22 protein-coding genes and 1 tRNA gene are annotated in these 22,696 nt (G+C 65.6%); 11 read left to right on the top strand and 12 right to left on the bottom strand.

The window, feature by feature from the left end; all coding sequences use genetic code 11:
* Window positions 1-29 precede the first annotated feature (29 nt).
* The 3 genes from EAF64_RS02360 to artA all read left to right on the top strand — a co-directional run bounded on the left by EAF64_RS02360 (window position 30) and on the right by artA (window position 5,574).
* Complete coding sequence (locus tag EAF64_RS02360) at window positions 30-785, top strand: VOC family protein (RefSeq protein ID WP_129067362.1); 756 nt, start codon at window positions 30-32, stop codon at window positions 783-785.
* Between the two features lie 436 nt (window positions 786-1,221).
* Complete coding sequence (locus EAF64_RS02355) at window positions 1,222-4,437, top strand: DUF7282 domain-containing protein (RefSeq protein WP_129067361.1); 3,216 nt, start codon at window positions 1,222-1,224, stop codon at window positions 4,435-4,437.
* Window positions 4,438-4,605: 168 nt separating this feature from the next.
* Window positions 4,606-5,574: an archaeosortase A gene (artA, locus tag EAF64_RS02350; protein WP_129067360.1), complete on the top strand. Its 969-nt coding sequence runs from the start codon at window positions 4,606-4,608 to the stop codon at window positions 5,572-5,574.
* Here the strand turns inward: artA and dph5 are convergent, their stop codons facing one another.
* Window positions 5,575-6,354, bottom strand: coding sequence for a diphthine synthase (gene dph5, locus EAF64_RS02345; protein ID WP_129067359.1), 780 nt, complete (start codon window positions 6,352-6,354; stop codon window positions 5,575-5,577).
* Between the two features lie 81 nt (window positions 6,355-6,435).
* Here dph5 and EAF64_RS02340 point away from each other — a divergent pair, with 81 nt between their 5' ends.
* A complete protein-coding gene (locus EAF64_RS02340) occupies window positions 6,436-7,422 on the top strand; it encodes a class I SAM-dependent methyltransferase (RefSeq protein ID WP_129067358.1) in 987 nt (328 codons plus the stop codon).
* Between the two features lie 178 nt (window positions 7,423-7,600).
* Window positions 7,601-7,675 (top strand) — tRNA-Thr (locus tag EAF64_RS02335).
* A 52-nt stretch (window positions 7,676-7,727) separates the two neighbouring features.
* Here the strand turns inward: EAF64_RS02335 and EAF64_RS02330 are convergent.
* Window positions 7,728-9,026: a sulfatase-like hydrolase/transferase gene (locus EAF64_RS02330; protein ID WP_129067357.1), complete on the bottom strand. Its 1,299-nt coding sequence runs from the start codon at window positions 9,024-9,026 to the stop codon at window positions 7,728-7,730.
* Window positions 9,027-9,266: 240 nt separating this feature from the next.
* Between EAF64_RS02330 and EAF64_RS20725 the strand changes: the two genes are divergently transcribed.
* The gene (locus EAF64_RS20725; protein ID WP_193767541.1) at window positions 9,267-9,410 is read left to right on the top strand and encodes a hypothetical protein; all 144 of its coding nucleotides are present in this window, start codon (window positions 9,267-9,269) and stop codon (window positions 9,408-9,410) included.
* Between the two features lie 179 nt (window positions 9,411-9,589).
* Complete coding sequence (locus tag EAF64_RS02325; RefSeq protein ID WP_129067356.1) at window positions 9,590-11,047, top strand: ATP-binding response regulator; 1,458 nt, start codon at window positions 9,590-9,592, stop codon at window positions 11,045-11,047.
* Here the strand turns inward: EAF64_RS02325 and EAF64_RS02320 are convergent, their stop codons facing one another.
* Entirely contained in the window at window positions 11,048-12,238 is a 1,191-nt protein-coding gene (locus tag EAF64_RS02320; RefSeq protein ID WP_129067355.1) for a PAS domain-containing protein, read from the bottom strand.
* A gap of 459 nt (window positions 12,239-12,697) precedes the next feature.
* Window positions 12,698-13,567 (bottom strand): cytochrome c oxidase subunit 3, encoded by an 870-nt coding sequence (locus EAF64_RS02315; protein WP_129067354.1) that lies wholly within the window; start codon window positions 13,565-13,567, stop codon window positions 12,698-12,700.
* 148 nt (window positions 13,568-13,715) lie between these two features.
* Here EAF64_RS02315 and EAF64_RS02310 point away from each other — a divergent pair, with 148 nt between their 5' ends.
* Together EAF64_RS02310 and EAF64_RS02305 are read left to right on the top strand one after the other, a co-directional pair.
* Window positions 13,716-15,110, top strand: a complete 1,395-nt coding sequence (locus EAF64_RS02310) for a hypothetical protein (RefSeq protein ID WP_227738861.1) — start codon at window positions 13,716-13,718, stop codon at window positions 15,108-15,110.
* A complete protein-coding gene (locus EAF64_RS02305; protein WP_227738860.1) occupies window positions 15,107-15,433 on the top strand; it encodes a C2H2-type zinc finger protein in 327 nt (108 codons plus the stop codon). Before EAF64_RS02310 ends, EAF64_RS02305 begins: the two co-directional genes overlap by 4 nt.
* Here EAF64_RS02305 and EAF64_RS02300 read toward each other — a convergent pair.
* Window positions 15,430-16,494, bottom strand: coding sequence for a polyprenyl synthetase family protein (locus tag EAF64_RS02300; protein WP_129067353.1), 1,065 nt, complete (start codon window positions 16,492-16,494; stop codon window positions 15,430-15,432). The genes EAF64_RS02305 and EAF64_RS02300 overlap by 4 nt on opposite strands.
* A 123-nt stretch (window positions 16,495-16,617) precedes the next feature.
* On the opposite strand from EAF64_RS02300, the gene EAF64_RS02295 reads away from it, so the two are divergent.
* A complete protein-coding gene (locus tag EAF64_RS02295; RefSeq protein WP_129067352.1) occupies window positions 16,618-17,385 on the top strand; it encodes an NAD(+)/NADH kinase in 768 nt (255 codons plus the stop codon).
* Between the two features lie 56 nt (window positions 17,386-17,441).
* A complete protein-coding gene (locus EAF64_RS02290) occupies window positions 17,442-17,882 on the top strand; it encodes a DUF7313 family protein (protein WP_129067351.1) in 441 nt (146 codons plus the stop codon).
* Between the two features lie 551 nt (window positions 17,883-18,433).
* Here EAF64_RS02290 and EAF64_RS02285 read toward each other — a convergent pair.
* The 7 genes from EAF64_RS02285 to EAF64_RS02255 are packed head-to-tail and all read right to left on the bottom strand — an operon-like array spanning window position 18,434 to window position 22,637.
* On the bottom strand, window positions 18,434-18,706 hold the full coding sequence (locus EAF64_RS02285) for a DUF7314 family protein (protein ID WP_129067350.1): 273 nt from the start codon (window positions 18,704-18,706) through the stop codon (window positions 18,434-18,436).
* Window positions 18,699-19,097, bottom strand: a complete 399-nt coding sequence (locus EAF64_RS21790) for a DUF7315 family membrane protein (RefSeq protein ID WP_227738859.1) — start codon at window positions 19,095-19,097, stop codon at window positions 18,699-18,701. Before EAF64_RS21790 ends, EAF64_RS02285 begins: the two co-directional genes overlap by 8 nt.
* Window positions 19,098-19,141: 44 nt before the next feature.
* The gene (locus tag EAF64_RS02275; protein WP_129067349.1) at window positions 19,142-19,903 is read right to left on the bottom strand and encodes a cytochrome bc complex cytochrome b subunit; all 762 of its coding nucleotides are present in this window, start codon (window positions 19,901-19,903) and stop codon (window positions 19,142-19,144) included.
* A 4-nt stretch (window positions 19,904-19,907) separates the two neighbouring features.
* A complete protein-coding gene (locus tag EAF64_RS02270; RefSeq protein ID WP_129067348.1) occupies window positions 19,908-20,711 on the bottom strand; it encodes a cytochrome b in 804 nt (267 codons plus the stop codon).
* 2 nt (window positions 20,712-20,713) lie between these two features.
* A complete protein-coding gene (locus EAF64_RS02265; protein ID WP_129067347.1) occupies window positions 20,714-21,589 on the bottom strand; it encodes a ubiquinol-cytochrome c reductase iron-sulfur subunit in 876 nt (291 codons plus the stop codon).
* A gap of 2 nt (window positions 21,590-21,591) precedes the next feature.
* Complete coding sequence (locus tag EAF64_RS02260) at window positions 21,592-21,981, bottom strand: DUF7318 family protein (protein ID WP_129067346.1); 390 nt, start codon at window positions 21,979-21,981, stop codon at window positions 21,592-21,594.
* A 2-nt stretch (window positions 21,982-21,983) separates the two neighbouring features.
* A complete protein-coding gene (locus EAF64_RS02255; RefSeq protein WP_129067345.1) occupies window positions 21,984-22,637 on the bottom strand; it encodes a halocyanin domain-containing protein in 654 nt (217 codons plus the stop codon).
* Window positions 22,638-22,696 lie beyond the last annotated feature (59 nt).

Below are 22,696 nucleotides of genomic sequence, written 5' to 3'. Positions count from 1 at the left end.
TTTTCGGCGTTCCACCCCAGCTAACGGACATGCACGCGACGCTCGACCACACGATGATGCGCGTCGAGGACCTAGACGAGTCCCTGGAGTGGTACCGGACCCACTTCGACTACGAGGAGTACGGCCGCTGGGAGGCCGAGACCTTCACGAACGTCTTCCTCGGCCCCGCGGACAAACACGAGGACGGGGCGCTGCTGGAACTCACGTACAACCACGACGGGCGAACGTACGACTTCGGTGACGCGTGGGGACACATCGCCGTCCGGTGTGACGACGTGTACGAGGCCTACGACGAACTGATGGACGAGGGCGTCGCGGACTACCGCGACCCCGACTCCTGTGGCGGGCAGTACGCGTTCGTGAGAGACCCGGACGGCCACGAGATCGAGATCGTCGAGCGCGACCACGGCGCGACGTGGAGCCTCGACCACACCATGCTCCGCGTCGAGGACGCCGACGACGCCATCGGCTGGTTCACCCGGAAACTGGAGTACCAGCTGTTCCGCCGCGCGGAGTTCGACGACTTCGCACTGTACTTCCTCAAACCCGAGGACGCCGCGCCCGAAGAGATGTCGGTCGAACTCACCTACAACTACGACGGGCGCACGTACGACATCGGGGACGCCTGGGGACACGTCGCGGTCCAGGCCGACGATCTCCACGAGTTCTGGGATACGCTTACGACACGCCACGCCGAAGAGTACCGCGATCCCGAAAGCTGTGGGGATCGGTACGCGTTCACCAAGACGAGCGACGGCCACGAAGTCGAGGTCGTCACGAACTGAGAACGAATCGGCCACACGACAGGTTGGTTCCCGTACTCTTTGTTGGTCGACTCGAACACCCGTCTGACTCTTCGCCTGAGTACTGGCTCCGACCCCGAAGTCTCCAGCTACCGTCCCGACTGCGCGCCAGGTAAAGACGGCTGTTGGCCGACCGCTCGTGTCAGACGTCTGTGAGACGCTCGACCGACATCCTCACATCTGAGGCGAAATCGCCGAAATAGACGCCCGAAACGGCGATATCAGGGTATGTGGAGTGGTGTCAAGCCGCGAATTTGACCACAAAGCATTTATAACGAGCGCCAGTTGTTCCGAGCGTACCCCTAACCATGGTGACAGTATCGAGTACGGTCTGGCAGTCTCCCCGCGGCGGTCGTGCGGGCCGCGGCTGTCCTACGGGAAAGATGCTGAAACCGCCCGAAAAGCACAAACACAAACTATGACAGGAACACGCGACAAGATCCGCAGTCTGTTCCTCGCGACGCTGATGGTTACGTCGGTATTCGCCGGCTTCATCGCGTTCTCGGGAGCAGCTGTGGGCTCTGTGGCAAACGCCGCATCATACGATGCTGGCGAAACACAGAATAACGGTATTGTATTCATAAGCGCAAACGGAGATGTTGTAGTCAACATCGACGATGTCGATGCTGGCACCAGCGATGACACCATCGTAGTCGCCTCACAGGACGGCACGTACTCGTCCAGTGACGTTGAGTCCGGCACTAGGAGTGGTACCGGTGACTTGACGCTTGATTTCACCGGTAGCGCCCCGGGTGCCTATCAGGTGTACGTCGGTCCTGCCAGTGGAGGCAACCCCACGCTGAGCGACGGTGACTCGCTCAGTAACTGGGCTACCGTCGAACTCAACGACATCTCTCACGGCGTGGGGCTCGTCACAGCTAAGCAAGACACCAACCCGACTGAACGCCAGAGTAACGCGTACGACGACACTCTGAACTCCGGTAGCACCTACTGGCAGGGTCAGCGCCTTGTCATCAAGAAGCCGAGTTTGGCCGACGGTCAGGTCGACATCCGTGAAACTGAAACCGCCGACGGTGGTGGCGAACGGATTCCATCCGGCTCTCTCGTCCGCGAGGTTTCCCTTGACAGCAACGGTGAAGCAATCATCAACACCGAGAATCTCGAGGGTACCTATGCAATCACAGACGGACAGGGTAACAACGCCGTCCTCAACTTCAACAGCGGTATCGCTGGCAGCAAAGACTTCGCTGATGACGACGGCGCGAACAACGGCGAGTTCGACGACAACGGTGAAGTTGACTCGGACTATGTGGGCAACGGCAACGGCGACAGTATCAACGATGTTGTCCAGGCCGCTTCCTTCTCCGTCACGTCGCAGAACGTGAACGTCGGCTTCCAGTCCGACGAATCCGCACAGGAAGAGATCTACCTCGAAGCCGACTCCGCACGGACCGGCTACAAACTGCTCGTCACGGCTGACGGTCTCGACGACGGTGAAGTCGTCAACGTCTTCGACGACGAGTTCGAGGACGGCGACGACGACAACTCCGTCAACAGCGTCACGGACGCGAGTAACGCGAACAACGTCGACGGTGACGGCGTCCTCTTCGATGGTGTCAACAGTGACGCCAACATCACGGCCAACTTCTCGGACGTCGACACGGGCGACTACGAGTTCACGTTCGAGGTCACCGACACCGGTGTCACGGACACCTCGAGTGTCACGGTGACTGAGGAAGACGACGTCAACGCGGAGATCCTCCGCGGCGGCGTCGCCACTGCCGCACAGGGTGACTTCGCTGTCATCCCGATCCAGCTCGAAGAGACGGACGAAGCCATCGTCAACGTTGGCTTCAACGACGTCAACTTCAACGCGACGTTCCGCGTCGAAGACGGTAACGACGACGGCGTCGTTACGGTCAACATGAACACCTTCATTGCTGCTCGGAATGACGACGGCGCAGATGGCGTCCCGTCCTACGTCAAAACCGCAGCCGAGGCAGAATACGGCATCAACGACTGGGACAATGAGCCCGCAAACACGAGGGCCAACGTCACGCTGGACGCCGCCATTTCGGCTGACGACAATGAAGACACGGTAACTGCCACGCCCCTTAATACGGGCGACGATCTCGGTATGGTCGCCAACGAAGGCGACGACCTCAGCCAGCCGACCGCTGACGTCGGCATCGAGGGCCCGATGGAACCGGACCAGTACGACGTCAACGTTACCTACAACGGTAACGAACTCGACGTCGGTACGATCCAGGTCGTCGAGCCCCAGGTCGTCGACATCAAGAGCTGGACGATGCCCGGCGACGTCTTCTCCGACGTGGAAGAAGACGAGACCGCCGAGGTCTACGAGCTCGCCAACGCTGGCGAACTGACTCGGGACAACTCCGTCGCGGAGGGCGACGTCCTTGTCTACCAGATCCAGTCGACCAGCATGTTCGGCGCCCTGAAGTTCGTTGAAGATGCGTACAATCAGGACTTCGCCGAAGCGTTCAACACGATCTCCCGCTACGACGATGCCGGGAACTACAAGTTCAGTGTTGAACAGACCGAAGAGAGCACCGCAGCGAACCAGCAGGAGAAGGAACTGGCCCTCTCCAACAGCAACAACAACGGTATCAAGGTCGTTCCGGACGAGCGCAACTCCTCGCTGTTCGTCGTGCTGAAGGAGGACAACCTACAGCTCACCCGGACGGATCTTGAAACCGCAGGCGACACCTACACCGGCAATGCCAACCTCGGCATGGAAGACGGTGAGGAGTACGTCGCCAACTGGACCACGTTCGAGGACTCGGACATCGGTGACGAGACGCAGACGGTCACCGACCGCGCGTCCATCGTCGAACAGTCCATCGACTTCGACACCGACACTGGTGGCGTCATCCGTGTCGCCGCCTCCGCGGGTCAGGTCATCTCGGGCTCCACGAGCGTCGCACCCGGGACGGAGCTGAACATCCGGCTCCGCTCCACGGGCGAAAGTCCGTTCCTCGAGGACCCCGAAGCAGTCGTCGACTCGAACGGCACGTTCAGCACCGAGGTCGACCTCTCGGACCGCGCACAGAACGCGTCGTTCGTCGCCAACGCACAGGGCTTCGACGATGACTACGACACCCCTGGTGTCATCGGTCAGGCACCCACTGCCGACATCACCTTCGACAACCAGACGGTCGAAGACGGTATGGTCGAGGTCAGTGGCACGATGTCGGAAGGTGGCTTCGTCGCCATCCACTCCGGCTCGGCCAGCGGTGAAGTCATCGGCAACTCCGAGTACATCAGCCCGGGCGAATTCTCGACCACCGTCGAGATCAGCCCGCTGTCCGAAGAGGGCACGCTTGTCGCCATGGCGCACATGGACACCAACGACAACGAGGCCTACGACTTCGGTGGCTCTGGTACTGCGGACGGTCCGTACACTACGAGCAACGGCACGGCCGTGATCGACTCCGCTACGATCACGCCCGAGTCCACCGACACGCCGGACACGGACACGCCGATGGACACGGACACGCCGATGGACACGGACACGCCTGACGACACCGGTGGCGAGCAGACCGAGGCTGCAGACACGACCACGAGCGGGGACGGCGCCGGCTTCACGGCCGTGCTCGCCCTCGTCGCGCTGGTCGCCGCTGCGCTCCTCGCAGTCCGCCGCCGCGACTAACTACCGGAATCCGTTCCGGCCTCAACTGACGCTTTTCTTTCGACGCTACCCGGGTAGCGACAGCGCTACTCCGTGACTGTCGAGCCACCGCTCTGTGACTCGCGGTCGTGTGCGACGCGCTCCAGTAACGACAAGACATATGACAGACTTCGCCCTACGATTCCGTGAATGATCGAGACGGTGCTGGGCGTCCTGGAGTGGTTCACGCAGTGGTCGGATCCGCTGGCGTGGCTGGTGGTCGCGACCTTCGCCGCTGGCGCACTCCTCGACTGGTACGACCTGCATCGCGATATCGCTCGGACCGTCACCGTCGCCGCCTGGGTGCTGTTCGGATTCTTCTGGTTCACCCAGATCTACCACTTCGCGTTCGTGCAGAAGAGTATCGTCGAGGGGATCGGGACGCTGATCGCCGTCCCCGGCTGTCTGTACGTCGCAGTCCTGCTCCGGCGGGGTCGTGACTCGCTGTTCGTCCTCTCGCGGGCCGTCGCGGTGATGGGGGCGGTCTTCCTGCCTTTCGAGGCGATCCTCGTCCTGCAGGAATTTCTCATCGAGATGGTCACCCGGCAGACGGAGTTTCTGATGAGTCTGCTGGGCTACCAGCCGGCGGTGATCCCCGGGAGCGCGATCAACCCGGACTACGAGTCGTTCCGGAACACGTTCGTCTTCCACCCCGAGCCGGGCTATCGGATCACGTATACGATCATCATCGCGTGTACCGGTGTCGGGAGTATGGCCATCTTCGTGGGGCTGATTGCAGCCGTGCGCGCACCGATCCGGCGGAAGTTCCGGGCACTGGCGGTGTCGATTCCCGTCATCTACGCGCTCAACCTGGTCCGGAACGTGTTCATCGGGCTCTCGTTCGGCGAGATGAAGATGCAGTTGGTCCCCGAGCTGACCGCGAGCGTGTTCGCGTTCGACCTCGCGACGGACCCGGGACTGGTGTCGTACTACTGGGCCGACCGGATCCTCGCCCAGAGCGGGTCGGTCCTCGCGCTGGTCGCGATCACGTGGCTGGTGGTGCGGGAACTCCCGGAGGTCCTGATCGTCATCGAGGACCTCCTCTATATGGCGACCGGGAGCGAGTACGACCTCCGTGGGGCACTCGGCGTCGCGCCGGTCCGCGCCGACGGCGAGTGATCAGATCGTCCGATTCGCGACGAGTGTCTCCGGTGCACCCGCGAGTTCGACCAGCGCGTCCCGTTCGAGCAGGTGGAGATCGCCGGGGAGCACGAGCAGGTGCAACGGGGGACCGAAGTCCCGGTCGGCCAGCACGGGGAGGTCGTCGGCCACCACGCTCGGATCGGAACTGCCGGCCTGGCAGACGGCGACGGCGAGGCGCTGGTCGTACTCGGCCGCGAGCAGGTCGGCGGCCACGTCGGCGGTCATGTAGTCGTCGTCGGCGGCTTTGATGTCCAGATAGACGAGCGTGTGGAGCCCTCGATCCGCGTTGTCGGTAACGGTCTCGACGACGCTGTCGGGGACGCCGGTGCCGCCGTGGGCGCGCTCGAAGGGGAGGGTCGTGGCCTTCCCGAAGCGGTAGTTCTGGAGGCCAGTGAGCGAACTCGCGGCGGTCTGTGCGGTCGTGCCGTGGACGACGCGGGTGTCGATGCCGCGGTCGTGGGCGCGGAGTCGGAGGTCGACGTGGGTGGTCGAGATCATCGGGTCGCCGGCGGTCAGGAAGACGGCGTCGCCGTCGGCCGCAGCGTCCAGAATCGGGCCGGGATCCTGTTCGACGCCGGTCCGTTCGCGGACCTCGATATCGACGCCGTGGTGGGCTTCCAGGTCGCCGATGGACGTGCCGACGAGTTTGGCGGTGTAGAACTCGGCGAACGCTCGGTCGGCGGCCCGGAGGTGTTCCCGGCCCGCGACGGTGATCGAGCGTTCGTCGTACAGCCCGAGGCCGACGAACGTGAGCATACGGTCGCTGGGTGGCCGGGGCGGTTAAACGGCCCGGCATGGAACCGAAGGCTTACCGCCCGCGGTGGCCCACGGAGCAACATGTCGGTGCCATGCGTGCGTGTCGCCCGGGAAGACGGCGAGCGCGCCCGTCAGGACCTCGCCGCCGCCGAGCTGATCGACGACACCCACGAGATCGAACACGACGAGGGGTGGCTGTACATCCCCGTCGTCGACCCGGCCGCCGTGCCCGACGCGTTCGACGTGGTCGAGCACGACGCGCCCACACGCGAGACACAGACGATGCCGGCGGATCTGGTCGACTTCGACGCCTCCTACGAGCGGATCGGTGACGTGGCGATCGTCGACGAGGACGACGCCAAGCGCGCACGTGCCCTGGCCGACGCCATCGTCGAGTCGGCGCTCCCCGTCCACACCGTGTTGAACCGCGCCTCGAAGGTCAAGGGCGACCTCAGAGTTCGGGACTGGGAGGTGCTGGCCGGCGACGGGGCGGCGATGGAGACGGTCCACCGCGAGTACGGCTGTGAGTACGCGGTCGATCTCGGCGCGGTCTACTTCTCGCCGCGGCTGGCGACCGAACGCCACCGCGTGGCCGAGCAGGCCGAGGCGGATGAACACGCCTTCGACATGTTCGCGGGCGTCGGCCCGTTCGTGATCCCCTTCGCCGACCGCGGTGCCGAGGCAGTCGGCGTCGATCTGAACGAGACGGCGGTCGAGTATCTTCGGGAGAACGCCCGCCGCAACGGCGTCGCGGAGCGAGTGACTGCTATCCAGGGAGACGTGCGTGAGGTGGCCGGCGAGTACGCGGACTGGGCAGACCGGATCGTGATGAACCTGCCCCACAGCGCCGACGACTTTCTCGACACAGCGGTGGCGCTGGCCGGCGACGAGGCGGTGATCCACTATTACGACATCCAACACGAGGACGATCCATACGGGCCGGGCGAGCTGGCGATCAGGGCGGCGGCCGAACCGGCGTACGATGTCACCATTGAGACGCGCCACACCGTACGGTCGTACGCGCCACACGAACTCAACGTGGTGCTGGACGTGCGGGTGACGCGGTGAGTCGAAGGCGATTCGCAACCCTTATTGCGGTTATCCGCCCACAATCTGATGCACGCAGACGCGCGCCGGTGTCCTGCAGAGCGAAGCGATGCAGGGCTCGACAGACGAGTAAAGCGAGTCTGCCGGTGTGCCACCGAGCGAAGCGAGGTGGTGCTCGGTGCGTGAACGACGTGAACGCGCCGGTGTAGCTCAGACTGGCTAGAGCGATTCCTTCGTAAGGAATAGGCCGAGGGTTCAAATCCCTCCACCGGCTTTCTACTGCGGACGACCTTCGAGTAGCGAACGTTCCGTTCTTCGGCAGCCACTCACGCGGAGCCCCGTTCCTCGGGTCGTTCGCGGACGGGGTCGGAGAACGACTCGTCGAGGCCGCCGACGGCACGGGGGTCCAGGTCGGTACGCAGGCTACGGAGTCGCGCTCTGGGGTCGCCGTCGAATTCGCCGACGGTCTGGAACCCCTCGGTGTGGGTTTCGTATGCGTAAGAGCCGTCGGCTGCGACGAAGCCCCAGAGAGGAGACCGGCGACGTTCCAGCGCCTCGAGTGGGGCGTCCCGGCGCTCGAACTGCGCTTCGTGGAAGGGGAGTGGGCCGTGGTACTCGACGAGGCGGTCCACGGGCTGGGGGTCGTCGAGCAGGTTCTGCCCGTGACTCTCTACCTCGATCCCCGTGAGGTCCGCGACGGTCCGGTGGACGTCGAGCAGGCTGACGACGCGGTTCTCGCGGCCCTCCAGACCGGGGCCGCTGACGACTAGGGGGACACGCGTCAACTCCGGGTAGAGGCCGAACGAGTGGGCGACCATGTCGTATTCGCCGAAGAGTTCGCCGTGATCGGAGAGCGTGATCACGTAGTCGAACGAGTCCCGGAGTTCGTCGAAGATCTCGCGGTAGGTCTCCGAGAGGGTTGCGACAGATCGACGATAGGCGCGCCGAGCCCGGTCCAGATCGACTGGGGTGTCGGTGAAGGCGTCGGCGGCGACCACCACGACCGGATCCTCGCCGGGCGACGGCGGGTAGTAGGGGGTGTGGGCTTCCGTGAGGTTGAGGAAGCAGAACTCCCGGTCGCCGAAGTCGCTGGCTCGCAGGCGGTCGCGGACGGCAGTGGCTCCGCCGTCGGCCGGTGAGCGGGTGAGGAGGTCGTACCCTTCACGAAGCGATCGGAATGTGTCGCAGTCGGCCCGCAGGCACTGACAGACGGCGTCGAGGTATCGCCGGTACCCGGTCGCGTCGGCGCCGTCGAAGCAGGTGCCCCAGTCGAACGAGTCGGGGTGGTACGCGTCGAGGCTGGCGTAGCCCACGAACTCGTCGAAGCCACGCTCCCAACCGTCGTACCGGTGGAGTTTGGGGTTCGCGGTGAACGTCCGCGTCCGGTAGCCCGCGGCCGAGAGACGTTCGGCCAGGGTGGGGGCCGGACAGTCGAGGGCGGGGGATCGGCTGTGGACGCCGACTTCGCTGGCGTAGTGGCCGGTGAACAGGGCGGCGTGGACCGGGACGGTCCAGTGCGACGGCGAGAACGCGCTGGTGAACCGCCGGCCGGGGAGCCAGTCGAACGCCGTACTGAACTCGTCGTACCGTAGCGTGTCGAGGACGACGACGGCGACGTTGTCCATGTATCCGGGTGTCTGTGGGGGCGTTTGGTTATGCGTTCGCTTCCCGCCGACTCGTGTGCGGCCGTAGCTGGACCGTACCGAGACTCGTCTGCCTCACGTCCGTTCGTGCGGCCGGAATCGCGTTCCGACAGCCGTGGCTTACCCCGATCGTAGGGACTCACTGTGGCGATCCGGGGTCGCGGGACCAGCGATCGGTAGACACACGTCTACCGGTGACGGGACGCTCGCCGCGGTCGGCCGGTGTTCTGTGGCGTCGACGGCACGGACCGGACGGCGGTCGGCGACGGCGAACGGAACGACGACGGGACGGCCGAAACCGATCGCAGCCGACGGGCCGGTCTCCGGTACGAACTTCCAGACGCCCCCGGCGACGCCGGTCAGTGACACCGGGGCTTCGCGTCGACGACAGAAGTGAACCCGCTCGTCGGGCACCCTTGCAGCGGTCTGTAGGTGTCATCCATCTCCGTAATGGACGTTCCAGTGCTCTGATCCGGGAGCCGGCACCGACGTTGTGCGCTGAAACGCCCTCAACCCTTAACAGTACACTCACCGAAAAGGCTGACATGAGTGACGCCGATGTCGATCGGGTTCGGGTGTTACACGTCGACGACGACCCGGAAATCGTCGATCTGGCCGCGACTTTTCTCCGCCGGGAGGACGAGCGCCTCGACGTGGCCTCCGCGGAGACGGCTTCGGAGGCGCTCGAGAGCGTGCGGGCTGGTGACGTGCAGTGTCTCGTGAGCGACTACCACCTCCCTGATATGGACTGCGCCGAGTTCGTCGCGGCCGTCCACGACGTCGATCCGGACCTTCCGTGCATCCTGTTCACCGGCCGCGACCGTGCCCGGATCGACGCCGACATCGAGTCGGCTATCACCGGCTACCTCCAGAAGGGGTCGGGGACGGAGCGGTACGCGACACTGGCCTCGGAGATTCTCTCGGCCGTCGGTCAGGGCAGTCGGGTCGACACGGACGGGGGGTCGGAACCCTCGGCGCGACCCGAACTGGCCGACCTCGGTCTGGGCGGGCAGGGGGCCGTCCTCGCGAACGCGCTCGACACAGTCCAGGACGGGTTTTTCGTGCTCGACCGCGACCGGACCGTGGTCTACTGGAACGAGTCGATTCCCGGCGTGACCGGGTACGACGACGTGGAACTCGAGGGGATGGACCCGACCGCGCTCTTCGCACCCGGGGACCGCGAGCGGATCACCGACGCCATCGACGAGGCCTTCGAGACGGGCCGAGCGACGGTCGAGGCCGTCGTCCAGCGCCGTGACGGTGGCGAAGTCCCCGTCGAGTTCCGTGGCTCTCGACTCACCGACGAGACCGGTGAAACCGTCGGCGTGGCCGGCGTCGCCCGGGACATCTCCGACCGGATTGCCTCCGAACGCGAACTCGAACGGCAGAACGAACGTCTCGAAGAACTGATCGGCGCGGTCTCACACGACCTGCGGAACCCGCTGAACGTCATCTCGGGCCGGCTCCAGTTGGCACGCGAACTGGACGACGCCGAGGAACACTTCGACGCCGTCGAGCGCTCGACCAACCGGATGGAGACGCTGATCGACGATCTCGTGACGCTGGCCCGGAAGGGAAAGCCGGTCGCGGAGACCGAATCGCTGGCGCTCCCGCCGCTCGTCGAGACCGTCTGGGACGACCGTGAGACACCCGAGGCGTCGATCAGCGTCGAGACGAACCGCCGACTCCTGGCCGACAGGGACCGGGTCCGCCGACTGTTCGAGCAGTTGCTGGACAACGCGGTGACACACGGTGGTGACGGGGTAACCGTCACCGTCGGCGACGTGGCCGACGGCTTCTACGTCGCGGACGACGGGCCGGGCATCCCCGAACAGGACCGCGACCGCCTGCTCGAATACGGGGAGACGACCGACCACGAGGCCTCGGGGCTCGGGCTGGCGCTATCCCGGCGGATCGCAGAGGCGCACGGCTGGTCGCTTCGGCTCGTGGAGAGTACGGACGGCGGGGCGCGAGTCGAGATCACCGGTATCGGGGCCGACTGATCACTCCCGCTCGGTCACGTCGCGGAGGACGCCGACCGTCCCCTGAAATTGGTCGTCGTCGGTGATGACGGCGACGTTGGCCTCGTAACACCGCACGTCGTCGTCGATAGTCTGTGTCGCGAACTCGAAGACGCCCCAGCGGCGGTCGCGGTCCGCGAGCAGATCAGCGACCAGTTCCCGGCCCCGTTCCAGGTCTTCCTCGCGCATGTACCGGGAGACGTGAGTTCCTTCGACGAACTCGCGTTCGTAGCCGGTGTGTTCGAGGAAGGCTCGATTGACCCACGTGAGACGCTCGTCGGGGTCGAGCAGGTACACGGGGTCACCGACGTTCTCGACGACGCGCTGGTACCCCTCCAGATCCTGCTCGCGACGCTTGCGGTCGTCGATGGCCCGGGTCGTGACGACGAACCCGTTGACCAGCGGGTCGTCGAGCAGGTTCCGTCCGCGGGCCTCGACCCAGCGCCAGTCACCGTCGGCATCCTCGATACGGAACTCGGCGCTGGGCGGGCGCTCCTTGTCGATGACGCCGTCGTAGAACTCCTCCCGGAGGCGTCGCCAGTCGTCGGGGTGAATCCGGTCGTACGGGACGGTGCCCTTCAGGTCCTCGACCGAGTGGCCCAGAACTTCCGTGATCGTCTCGTTCTGGTAGGTGATCGCCGCGCCCGGACGGACGACGCTGATCACGTCCGGGTTGGCGTCCAGCAGTCGCTGGGCCTGCGACCCACGACGCCGCTCGCTCATCGCGTCGCGGTACTCGGAACAGTGCGTGACGACGTGTTCGGCGAGTGTGCCTGTCGGATCTTCCTCGTCGGTCGTCACGTAGTCGTCGATGCCCGCGGAGATGGCGTCGCTGGCGAGCGATTCGTCGCCTTCCGCTGCGAAGAGGACGATGGGCAGATCCGCCTGTTTCGCACGTACCGCTTCGACGAACGCCACCGGGTCGTAGGCCGCGTCGTCCGTACAGACGAGGCAGTCGAACGGGTCCTCCGTCTCCGCCAGCGGACTCCGCATCTGCGGGTCGATTCGCTGTTGGGCCTCGGCGATCCGTTCCAGCCCGTCCTCGAACGCCGTCTCGACGACCAGCACGACCTCCGGCTCCACGCGCTCGAAGCCAGCTCGGATCCAGTCCGCCACCTCCTCGTCACTGCCGACGTAACACACTCTGAGCGGACCCCGACCGACCTGTACCATTGATCATGAACTGCGCACGTTTCGTGATAAGTGTTGGCAACACATCGGGTCCTGCTTGTGGTTTAAACTGGATACCACTGATCCGGTGTTTTATTTCACGCTGATAGGAACGCTTATTATCTCGTCGCACTCACTGTGATGTGGATAAACGATCATGACACTCGTACGCCCCGGCGCCTGATTCTCGACAGCGTACGGACTTTCGACCGCCACGATTCGACGACCCATGCCACACGATACGACAGACGCAAGCACCGATTTCGCACCGCTCGTTCCGAAGATGCCCCGGCGGGGTACCCGCACCGACGGGGGTGCCCGTACCGACGGACAGGCCACGGGTGGCACAGCCAGGCGGCGACGGACGGCCGGGCCGGTCGGTCGGACCGGTTCCCCGGAAGCCAGCGTGACGGACGCACCGCTGGTTCCGGATCTGCGCCGAAGAGAAGCGGGCGCTCTCCGCTATATACCGAACTCCGCGCCGACGTACAGCACGACGACGAGGAAGACCCAGACGACGTCGACGAAGTGCCAGTACATCGAGACCGTACTGACCGACGTGTGTCGTTCTGCGGAGTACTGGCCCAGCAGCCCACGGATGAACACGATGGACAGCAAGATCGCGCCCAGCGTCACGTGCAGGCCGTGCAGACCGGTCAGGCCGAAGAAGGCGCTGCCGAACACGGCTCCTTGGAACTCCAGTCCGCGGTGGACGATGAACTCGTAGTACTCGTAGACCTGGCCGCCGATGAAGATGACCCCGAGCAGTAGCGTCACACCCATGAGGCCGAGGAACTGCTTGCGGTTGTCCTTCAGGAGGCCGGTGTGTGCGAAGTGCAGGGTGAAACTGCTGGCGATCAGGATCAGTGTGTTCACGATGACCAGCGTCCCGAACAGCTCGGGGAGTTCACCCGGCGGCCACGTGCCGGCCCGGATGAAGAAGTAATAGACGAATCCGGCCCCGAACGTCGCGATCTCCGTCCCGAGGAACAGTATCATCGCGAGCCGCAGCGTCGAGTCGTCGTGTTCACCGGTGCCGTGCTCCCAGAAGTTGACCACGAAGGCGTGGTAGAGCCAGCCGTACAGGCCACCGAGGAACATCACCGCGCTCGCGATGAAGACCCCCGGTCCGACCATCGGGCTGACGATGGCGCTGTCACCTCGACCCAGCACGTACAGCGCTGCGCCGATGTAGAAGCCACTGCCGCCGATGGCCGTGATGAACGGCCACCAGCTGGCTTCACCGAACCCGCGCGGCCAGTCTTCGACCGCGGGCAGGTGGTGACCACCGTGGCCACCGTGGTCGTCCGAAGTTTCGTCTGCGACGCCCATATGTGAATGAGGGTTACGAGTCGACCGGTAAAAACCTGCCCAAGTCGTCGCCGCTGGCTCCGAGTCCCAGCCGTTGCCCGCCGTTCCCCGGTCCCGCGCCCGTCCCATTCCGGAAGCTACTCCACCGGCCCATTCCAAACCTCGACAGATGGTGGGTACGTCACTCCGCCGCCACTGTTGCCACCTCCTCGGTGCGCTACTGGCCGGCACCCTGTTCGTGGGAACGGCCGCGGCCCACGGCGGTAGTCTCGGCGCGGGCGGCCGGGAGTCGATACAGATTCCGACCTGGCTGTTCCTGCTCACGGGCGGCGGCGCGATCGGGGCCTCGTTCCTGCTCGCCTCGTTCGTCACCGACCGGTTGTTCGTCGAGGAGTTCCACGGCTGGGGCAAAGACGCCGTCGTACCCGCCCGTCGCCTCCTCGTCGCACTCGGCCGACTGGCCGGACTCGTCGGACTCGCGGCCGTCCTCGGGATCGGGTTCCTCGGGCCGGACGCCGCGCTTGCCAACCTCGGTCTGCTGCTCGTCTGGGTCGGCTGGTGGGCGGGCTTCACCATGACGACGTACCTCGTCGGGAACACCTGGCCGGTTCTGAACCCCTTCCGAACCGTCGCGAGCGTCCTCCCGGCGCTCGACCGTGACTACCCGGCCCGCTTCGGGGCCTGGCCCAGTGTCGTCGGCCTGCTCGCGCTGATCTGGCTCGAAGTCGTCAGCCCGCTGGCCGACGACCCCCGACTGCTCGCGACCACGATCCTCGGCTACGCGGCCGTGACGCTCGCGGGCGCGTTCGTCTTCGGCCCCGACCAGTGGTTCACGACCGTCGATCCCGTCGCCCGCGTCTTCCGGTACTACGGCCGCGTCGCGCCACTCACCCGCGACGACACCGGTCGCCTCCGGCTTCGACTCCCCGGGAGCGCACTCACGGACGCCCGGCTCGTCGACGGCCTCGACGAGGTGGCCTTCGTCGTCGCCCTCGTCTGGGTCACCACCTACGACGGACTGGTCGCGACGCCGCTGTGGCGTGGCGTGGCCACCTGGATCGTCGACCTCGGCGTCCCGCCGCTGGTCCTGTACCCGGCCGCACTGGTCGCTGGCTACCTGGCATTCTTCGGGGCCTACTGGCTGGCGGCCCGCGGTGCGCGTCGGCTGGCCGACTCGTACGTCTCGACGCGCGTCCTGGCCCAGCGGTTCGCGCCGCCACTCCTGGCCATCGCCGCTGGCTACCACCTGGCACACTACCTGGAGTACTTCCTCTCGCTGGCCCCGGCCGCCCTCGCGGTCGCGCCGACGCCGCTCGCCGGGTCCGTGACCGGTGAAGTCCCGATCGGGGTGATCCCCGGCTGGTTCGGCGCGCTCAACCTCTCCTTCGTCCTGCTGGGCCACCTGCTGGCGATCTGGGTCGCCCACGCCGCGGCCTTCGACCGGTTCCCCGGTCGCCTCCAGGCCATCCGGAGCCAGTACACGTTCACCCTGGTGATGATCTGGTACACCATGACCAGCCTCTGGATCGTCGCGCAACCGACTATCACCCCACCGTTCCTATGACCGACACCGACACCTCGAGCGAGCGAGCGGGCACCGACGCCCCGGCCGCGACCGACCGGGCGATCCCCGACGAGTACGACCTGCCGTCCGACGCCGACCCGGTCGTCTGTGACCACTGCGGCGCGCCCTTCGCGGAGGCGGAACTGCTGGCGCTCCACCGCGGTATCGACCACGCCGACGCCCTCGACGCGTCCGAGCGCGACGCGTTCGAGGACGCCTACGAGAGCGAAGAAGAGCGGCTGCGACTGTTCCGGCTGAAGGCCCTCGGTGCGCTGGTGTTTCTGTACTTCGGCCTGTTGATCACCTACTCGGTGTTCGCCTAGACGTCCCGTTCGATCACGAAGCGGGTGAACTCCGCGAGCTGTGTCTTCGGTTCCGGTTCGAGGTCCAGTCCCTCCAGCTGTGTCCGTGCCTTCTCGGAGAGCGTGCGGGCCGTCTCACGGGCGTACTCGATACTCCCGGTCGACTGGTACAGGTCGAGGACCCACTCGATATCGTCGTCGGTGTTGTCCTCGGCCCAGAGGATCTCCTCGAGGCGGGCGGCGTCCTCGGGCGCCGCGTTCTCGACGGCGTGGATGGCCACGAGCGTCTTCTTGCCCTCCCTGATATCGTTGCCGAAGGCCTTACCGAACTCGCCGGCCCGGTCGAGGGAGTGTTCCACGTCGAGGATGTCGTCGCCGATCTGGAAGGCGACGGACATCTGCTGGGCGTAGGTCGCGACGGCGTCCTCGACCGCTTCGGACTGCCCGGTGACGATGGCCGCCAGTCGCGCGACGATCCGGCCGAGACAGCCGGTCTTGCAGGCCGACATCTCCAGATACTCCGCCTCGGTGATGTCCATCTCCCGTTCGTTGTGCCAGGTGATGTCCATCCCCTGTCCGAGGTGGGTACGGTTGAGTTCGTGCATCAGCATCTCGTAGGCCGCGAGGCGGGTTTCGGCGTCGAGGTCGCCCGGATCGTGTGTGATGACCTTCAGCGGGAGGAAGTACATCGCGTTGCCGGCGTTCAGGGCGATATCGGTCCCGAACGCGTGGTGGATCGCCTCCTCGCCTCGCCGCATCGATGCCCCGTCTTCCACGTCGTCGACGATGATCGTCCCGTTGTGGAGGATCTCGGGGATACAGGCGTACGGCAGGTACTCGTCGGGCTCTTCGCCGAAGGCCTCGACCAGCAGCAAGAACACGACGGCTCGCCACCGCTTGCCCCCCCTGTCCAGCAGTTCCCAGATCGGGTCCGCCAGCGCGACCTGGACCGCGTCCGGGTCGTACGCGTGCGTCGCCGGACCGAAAAACGCCCCCAGATACTCTTCGTCGACGACTCGCGGGAGCAACTCCTCGATGGCCTCGTCGACCGTCGGACGCCACTCCCTGAGCACGTCTCGCATACGCGTCCGGTCACGCCCGCCCCTCAAAAGTGTTCAGAAACGCACCCGCCCGGACCGACGCCGCCCGCCGCCACGCCCGCCGAGACCGCACGTTTTTGACTGCCGGGGCCCCACGAGACACCGATGAGTGATCGAGCCGAGCGCGCGACCGTCGGCGTCGTCGGGGAGCGGACGGTCGAGCCCGTCGCCACCGCCGTGGCCGACGCCGGCGGAACCCCCGAAACCGGCGACCTCGACACCGTGCTCTCGACCGCACCCGACGCCGTCGTCGCCGTCGGCGAGGACGCACTGCTGGCACTCGCCGCACGTCCGGATCCGCCCGAGACGCCGATCCTCCCCGTCGACGCGGGCCGTGGCGTCCGCTCGGTCCCGCGGTCTGCCGTCGACGACGCGATGAGCGCGCTCGTCGCCGGCAGCGGGGAGCCCGACGCCTACCCCGTCCTCGGCGTTCGGATCGGTGACCGCCCCTACACCCGCGCCCTCACGGACGTGACGCTCGTCACTGCCGAACCGGCGCGCATCTCCGAGTACGCGGTCGCGACCGACCGGACCACCGTCGCGCAGTTCCGCGCCGACGGTGTGGTGGTCGCCACGCCCGCCGGATCGCACGGCTACGCTCGCCGCGTCGACGCGCCCGTCGTCGCCCACGGCACCGGCGTCGGTGCAGTCGCCCCCATCGCGCCGTTCGCGACCGACGCCGATCACTGGATCCTCGACCTCGACACCGTCTCCCTGCGCGTCGAGCGTGACGAGGTCCCCGTCGAGTTGCTGGCCGACGACCGCCGGATCGGCGGCGTCGAACCCGGCGTCCCGGTTTCGGTCTCGGTCGTCGACACGTTCCCCGTGCTCTCGGTCCCGGCGAGCAGTCACCCGTACACCGACCCAGGCTGAGCCGTTCGCGGGGCCGATTGGAAAAACACTAAAGCATCACGGACGGAGACTCGGATATGCAACCTTCGGTAACGCTGTTCGGCCCGCTGGACGCGATCCTGGGCGGACAGATGGAGTACGTGCTGTTGGTGCTCGCTGTGATCAACATCGGTACCCGGGCGTTCACCTACCGGCAACAGGTCAAACAGGCCGACGAGGGCGGCGCGGACGCGGTCGAGCGGAACCCGATTCACGCCGTGAGCAACGTCCTGTTCATCCTCGCGGCCTTCTACTACACGACGCTGCACGCCCACTCCGGCGTCGTTGTCTCCGTCCTCGTCGGTGGCGTGTTCATCGCCGACTTCTTCGAGTTCGAGGCCCGGAAAGTCGAGGCCCGACGGGGCATCGACATCGAACGTCCCAAGGGCGCCATCGCCGCGTCCCTGCTCGCGCTGGTGTACATCGCGTATCTCAGCCTCTTCTTCCTGGTCGAGGGTCTCGTCGGCCGGGTCATCTGATCCCGGCGCGGCCCCTTATCCTTACTCCGTCTTCGTCGCCCCCCAGCGCCGCGGTCCGTCCCGACACCGGACTCGTCCGGGGAACGTACCACTCGGATTCCCATGCACCGAGTGCGGACCCCGCCAGTCCGTCCCGAAGAGTCCGTCGGGGGCCGTCTCCGCGACCCCGAGGAGTGTCCCAGTCGTGTTCTGCCCTCGAGTCGTGTCACGAACGGACAGCCGGTCCGTCGACTACCGCACGAACGCCTCGGTGGTCGTCGACCGCGAACGGGCACCGACCGTCCAGCCGTCGGCGACGGGCGCGGACACCTCCGCAGCCGTCGGCGGCTGTACCGACGGCCGAATAGAGCCGAACCGGGCCGAACGGCGCTCGCAGTCACCTGCCTGGACGACCGGCCGGCGTGACAGCGGACCACCGCCTGCCGACAGCGAGTGTGCCGGGGAGGCCACTCCGTCGAGGAAGTGCCCCGGAGTACGGGAAGCGAGAAGAGGTGCCGCCGTTCCGGACCGTCGGCGGTGGGGGGCGTCGAGAACTGTCGCGCGTGATCCGATCAGCTACTGCGGTTGGCCCACGCCTCGCGGGCCTGTTCGATCAGCGGGACGCCGATCCAGAACGTCAGCGCGCCGAGGATGGCGAACCAGAGGAACACGTCCGTGAGGAAGATGCCGATCTGGTCCCAGACGGTCGGTTGCGCTGGCGGGGCTGCCGTGATGAGCTGTGCGTTGCTCTCGAAACTCGGCGTGAAGTACCAGCCTGCCAGCACCATCCAGGCCAGTCCCGACGTCGTCAAGATCCCGAGACCCTTGGCGAATTCGTCAGCCATTATCTGTGCTTTCGTCGGTGTCGTCTTTAGACTTTCCCATTCCTTCCGCGCGGAACCGTGTCGAGAACGCGTAAGCCGCTGCTCCGGCCAGGATGAGTCCGATGCCGAACAGGGCCGCGACCGGCTGGATCTCCGAGAGCGAGGCGGTCGCCCGATTGGTCGCCGAATCGATCAACACGAACCCGGCGACGACGGTCACGATGGCGAACATCGTCGTGAACACCGTGATCGCCTTGTACACCCGCATCGGCACTTCGATGTCGCGGTCGGTACTCCCGTCGGTCGCCGTGTCGTCCGTGGCCGTCGCCCCTGCCGACGAGTCACTCGGCGTGTAGGCGGATTCCGCGTCTGGTGGCTCCTCGGACGGATCGGACTGGTCGTTTGATACCATGAAAAGGACTGAAACAGGCGGTCGAAGTCGGGCGGGTCGAGCCGTTACTTCGGCGGCCGCAGCCGGTAGTACCGGCGGTTGAGGGTGAACATGTACCCCTCGCGCATCGACTTGAGGATCGCGTACGCGATGAACCCGGCCACGAACGGGAGCAGGAACGTCAGGTCGAACAGCAGGTGCGAGTCCATCGGCACCAGGTTCTTGACCGACAGCACGGACACCGTGAAGGCGAACGTCACGCCGAACACGCCGACCGCCGCCCAGAAGGGCTGTTCGACCGGTCGTCGGGCCGCGCCCTTGTTCAGGAACGGCACGATAGTGATCGCACCGACGATGACCAGGTTCGCCAGGACACCGTAGGTCCGGTCGGCCATCAGCTTGCTCCCGCCCAGCAGCGCCAGGTCGGGGTTGAGCGGCCCGAGTTTCAGCAGGCCGAACGACCAGTAGAGATACCAGTCCGGCAGGATGACCGCGGGCGTACTCGAGGAGTTCGCCGGCGGCATCATCTCCGGGGGCAGCGTCGCCGAGAGGAAGACGATCATGCCGACGAAGAAACTCGTCAGCGCGAGGTTCCGGATCATCTCGTGGGGCCAGGCCGGGAAGCCGAGTACGTCACGCTCGACGTAACTCGACTCCTGGCGCAGGTCCTGGTCCTCGCGGCGCGCCCGCTCGAAGTACTCGTATGTCAGCCGGGAGAGCCCCTCCGTGCGCTCTTTGCGCTCGCTCCACGTGGGGGTCTCGTCGTCCGGCGGGACGATTCCAGTGCCGCCGTCGGTCTCCGTTTCGGGAGTGTCGTTGTCGCTCATTGTATTAGTGTGGTTCCGCGATGCCCTGCATCCAGACGATGCCGATGTGGACCGCGATCAGCCCCGTCACGATGAACGGCAGGAAGAACACGTGCAGGATGTACATCCGTTGCAACGTGGCCTGCGTCAGCGTGAACCCGCCGAACAGGAGCTGGGCCGTCCACTCACCCGCCAGCGGGATCGACAGCGCCATCTCGACGCCGATCTGTCCCGCCCAGTAGCTCAGCTGGTTCCAGGGGAGCAGGTACCCGCTGTACCCGAAGACCATCGTCAGCGAGATCAGCACGATCCCGATGATCCAGTTGAGCTCGCGGGGTTCCTTGTAGGCGCCCGTGAAGTACACACGGAGCATGTGCAGGAACACCGCTGCAGTCATGACCTGCGCGCTCCAGCGGTGTATCGACCGGAGCATGTACCCGAAGTTCAGGTCCTGCATGATCGTGGTCACCGACGTGAACGCGACCGTCGGATCGCCCGTCGCACCCGCCGCGGCCGGCGCGTAGTAGAATCCGAGTAAGGCCCCGGATATCGCCGCGACCAGATACGCGATGGTCGAGAACGACCCGAGCGCGTACAGCGGGTACCAGTACCAGAACTTGTTGTCGAGCCCGTACTGCTCCGTGTGGCTCTTGGGCATCTGCATGTTGACCTTGTAGTACAGGTCCTCCAGCAGTTCCAGATAGTCGACCAACCGGAGCCGCTTGTCGAGCCACATCAACAGTGTGAGGTAGCGTTCCTCGAGCACCGTGAGCTCGCGCTCCTCCATCCAGCCTTTGTGATCGTGTTCGTCTTTTTTCTCGAGACTCATGTTTACTCACCTGGTCGCGGAAGTGCGACGAAGGACTTGCTGACGGGACTGAACGGGTTGTACACCGACTGGTGACACTGGCAGTACACCCGGTCTTCCCCGCCGAACTTCGCGCTGCCCTCGTAGGTCTTGAAGCCCGGCACACAGCAGAAGTGGGTGCACTTGTTCAGCCACGCCATGAAGTCGTTCTCCGTAGCTGCACCGAAGAAATCCCGGACCGACGCCGGAATCTCGCTGTACTTCCCTTCGCCGTTGGCGATCTTCGAGACCTCGGGCGACCGCATGACCTGCACGGGGATCGTCTGCACTTCACCCTCCGAGCGCCACTGGGCCTTGGCGGGCTTGCCCAGCCCGCTCTCACCGATACCGTTGCCCCAGCTCTCGTAGTCGGCGAAGTCGTCGGCGAACAGTTTCTCGCCGGCCTCCTTCGAGTCGGCCTGCCACTGCAGCTCCGACCCCGGGACCGACCGGAAGAAGTTGTCCTGGTCGGCGTCGGGGGCCAGCCCTTCGGCGGTCTGGATCCCACAGTACTGGTACCAGGCCGACGAGTAGGTGGTCCCGTTGATCTCGGTCTCGGCGATGGTGACTTCCCGACCCTGCACGGTCTCGGTCTTCACTTCGGGCCAGCGGCCCTTCAACGCACCGTCGGAGTCGATGGTCAGCGGAATCAGGGGCATCCCGCGCGGTGCCGGACCGTCCGTATTCTCGATCCCGACGAACTGCGTGATACCACCGCCGACACCCGACGGTGACGTCGCCGTGTCCAGGGCGACCGCACCGCCGACGCCGACGCCGGACAACGCAGCACTGCCGACGACGCCTTTCACGAAGCGCCGCCGGCCCGTCTCGCTCGGATATTTGTCTTCGTCAAGTGGCATAGTTATCTCTTGTAGTACGGGTACAGCGCTCGCTTGACTCCCTCCCAGGGGCTCTCCTCGGTGAACGACGTCCCGTCGACCTGATCCTCACGGATGTACAGGTCCTCCCACTTGCGCCGACGCTTCTTGACGATCATCACGTCGGGGAGGAACTCCTTGCGGTACAGCAGGAGGATGAAGGCCAGGTCGATGAAGATCACGGCGAGGATCCCGCCGAGGAACATGTTCCCGACCTCGGACAGGCCCCAGCCGCCGATCAGGCCGTAGGTGAACATGCCGACGAAGATGATCTCGACGACCGTCAGCAACACGATCGCCAGCGCGGCGGCCGTACTCTCCCTGGGCGGTTCGTACCGGTGGATGTCGCCGTAACTGCTACCTTCCGATGACATCGTTAGTCGTTCCCTCCTTTGCTGTGTGGTGATTCACCGTACTTCAGCAGGAAGAACGTGAACACCAGCGACACGATCACCATCAGGATGGTCGCCAACCCGACGTAGTGGGCCTGGAACGGCACGCCCATCTCGTGGGGGTCTTTCTCGCCGCCGCCACCGGCCGACACCGTCGGGTAGTCCGACCCGACGACGATCGAGCCTTTCATTCCGAGGCTCTCGTGGGGGACACACTTGTAGTTGAAAATTCCGCCCTCCTCGAACGTGTGTTCGTACTGGACGCCCGAGCCACCGACGGCCGAGCCGGAGTCGAGGGGGCCGCCGTCGTCCTGAGAGACGACGTTGTGCGAGCCACCGTTGCCGGTCCACTCGAACTTGACGGTCGTGCCCGTGTCGATCTTGACGGCCGGTGGGCTGAAGCCGTATCCCTGGCTCCCGGAGCCGACCTTGACCGTCACCTCACTGTTCCCTGTCTGGTCGGCGACGGACCCGTCGTAACCGTTCGCGCCGTCGAGCCAGCCACCGAAGTCCGGCTTGGTTGCGCCGCCACCACCGCCGCCTTCGGAGGATGCGGCGGCTGTGCCTGCGCTCGCAGACACGGCGGCGGTCGCGCCGGCAGCCCCGCCGGCTGTCCGGATAAAGTCCCGCCTGTTCATGTACATATCCGACTCAGTACTGGGTTTGTATAAACCCACCGAATACGGCCCCGAGACGG

The sequence above is a fragment of the Halorientalis pallida genome (assembly GCF_004118325.1).
Lineage (GTDB): Archaea > Halobacteriota > Halobacteria > Halobacteriales > Haloarculaceae > Halorientalis > Halorientalis pallida.
The sequence above is the reverse complement of the archived record's forward strand: the minus strand, read 5'-3'. Positions and strand labels throughout refer to the sequence as shown.

Bases quoted from the DNA above. Each gene is read 5' to 3' on its own strand.
- EAF64_RS02300 (WP_129067353.1), bottom strand. From the start codon at position 16,494: ATGCGAGACGTGCTCAGGGAGTGGCGTCCGACGGTCGACGAGGCCATC.
- EAF64_RS02325 (WP_129067356.1), top strand. From the start codon at position 9,590: ATGAGTGACGCCGATGTCGATCGGGTTCGGGTGTTACACGTCGACGAC.
- EAF64_RS02290 (WP_129067351.1), top strand. From the start codon at position 17,442: ATGCAACCTTCGGTAACGCTGTTCGGCCCGCTGGACGCGATCCTGGGC.
- EAF64_RS02360 (WP_129067362.1), top strand. From the start codon at position 30: ATGCACGCGACGCTCGACCACACGATGATGCGCGTCGAGGACCTAGAC.
- EAF64_RS02270 (WP_129067348.1), bottom strand. From the start codon at position 20,711: ATGAGTCTCGAGAAAAAAGACGAACACGATCACAAAGGCTGGATGGAG.
- EAF64_RS02340 (WP_129067358.1), top strand. From the start codon at position 6,436: ATGTCGGTGCCATGCGTGCGTGTCGCCCGGGAAGACGGCGAGCGCGCC.
- EAF64_RS02330 (WP_129067357.1), bottom strand. From the start codon at position 9,026: ATGGACAACGTCGCCGTCGTCGTCCTCGACACGCTACGGTACGACGAG.
- dph5 (WP_129067359.1), bottom strand. From the start codon at position 6,354: ATGCTCACGTTCGTCGGCCTCGGGCTGTACGACGAACGCTCGATCACC.
- EAF64_RS02315 (WP_129067354.1), bottom strand. From the start codon at position 13,567: ATGGGCGTCGCAGACGAAACTTCGGACGACCACGGTGGCCACGGTGGT.
- EAF64_RS02255 (WP_129067345.1), bottom strand. From the start codon at position 22,637: ATGAACAGGCGGGACTTTATCCGGACAGCCGGCGGGGCTGCCGGCGCG.
- EAF64_RS02265 (WP_129067347.1), bottom strand. From the start codon at position 21,589: ATGCCACTTGACGAAGACAAATATCCGAGCGAGACGGGCCGGCGGCGC.
- artA (WP_129067360.1), top strand. From the start codon at position 4,606: ATGATCGAGACGGTGCTGGGCGTCCTGGAGTGGTTCACGCAGTGGTCG.
- EAF64_RS02275 (WP_129067349.1), bottom strand. From the start codon at position 19,903: ATGAGCGACAACGACACTCCCGAAACGGAGACCGACGGCGGCACTGGA.
- EAF64_RS02305 (WP_227738860.1), top strand. From the start codon at position 15,107: ATGACCGACACCGACACCTCGAGCGAGCGAGCGGGCACCGACGCCCCG.
- EAF64_RS02320 (WP_129067355.1), bottom strand. From the start codon at position 12,238: ATGGTACAGGTCGGTCGGGGTCCGCTCAGAGTGTGTTACGTCGGCAGT.
- EAF64_RS02295 (WP_129067352.1), top strand. From the start codon at position 16,618: ATGAGTGATCGAGCCGAGCGCGCGACCGTCGGCGTCGTCGGGGAGCGG.
- EAF64_RS21790 (WP_227738859.1), bottom strand. From the start codon at position 19,097: ATGGTATCAAACGACCAGTCCGATCCGTCCGAGGAGCCACCAGACGCG.
- EAF64_RS02285 (WP_129067350.1), bottom strand. From the start codon at position 18,706: ATGGCTGACGAATTCGCCAAGGGTCTCGGGATCTTGACGACGTCGGGA.
- EAF64_RS02260 (WP_129067346.1), bottom strand. From the start codon at position 21,981: ATGTCATCGGAAGGTAGCAGTTACGGCGACATCCACCGGTACGAACCG.
- EAF64_RS02310 (WP_227738861.1), top strand. From the start codon at position 13,716: ATGGTGGGTACGTCACTCCGCCGCCACTGTTGCCACCTCCTCGGTGCG.
- EAF64_RS02355 (WP_129067361.1), top strand. From the start codon at position 1,222: ATGACAGGAACACGCGACAAGATCCGCAGTCTGTTCCTCGCGACGCTG.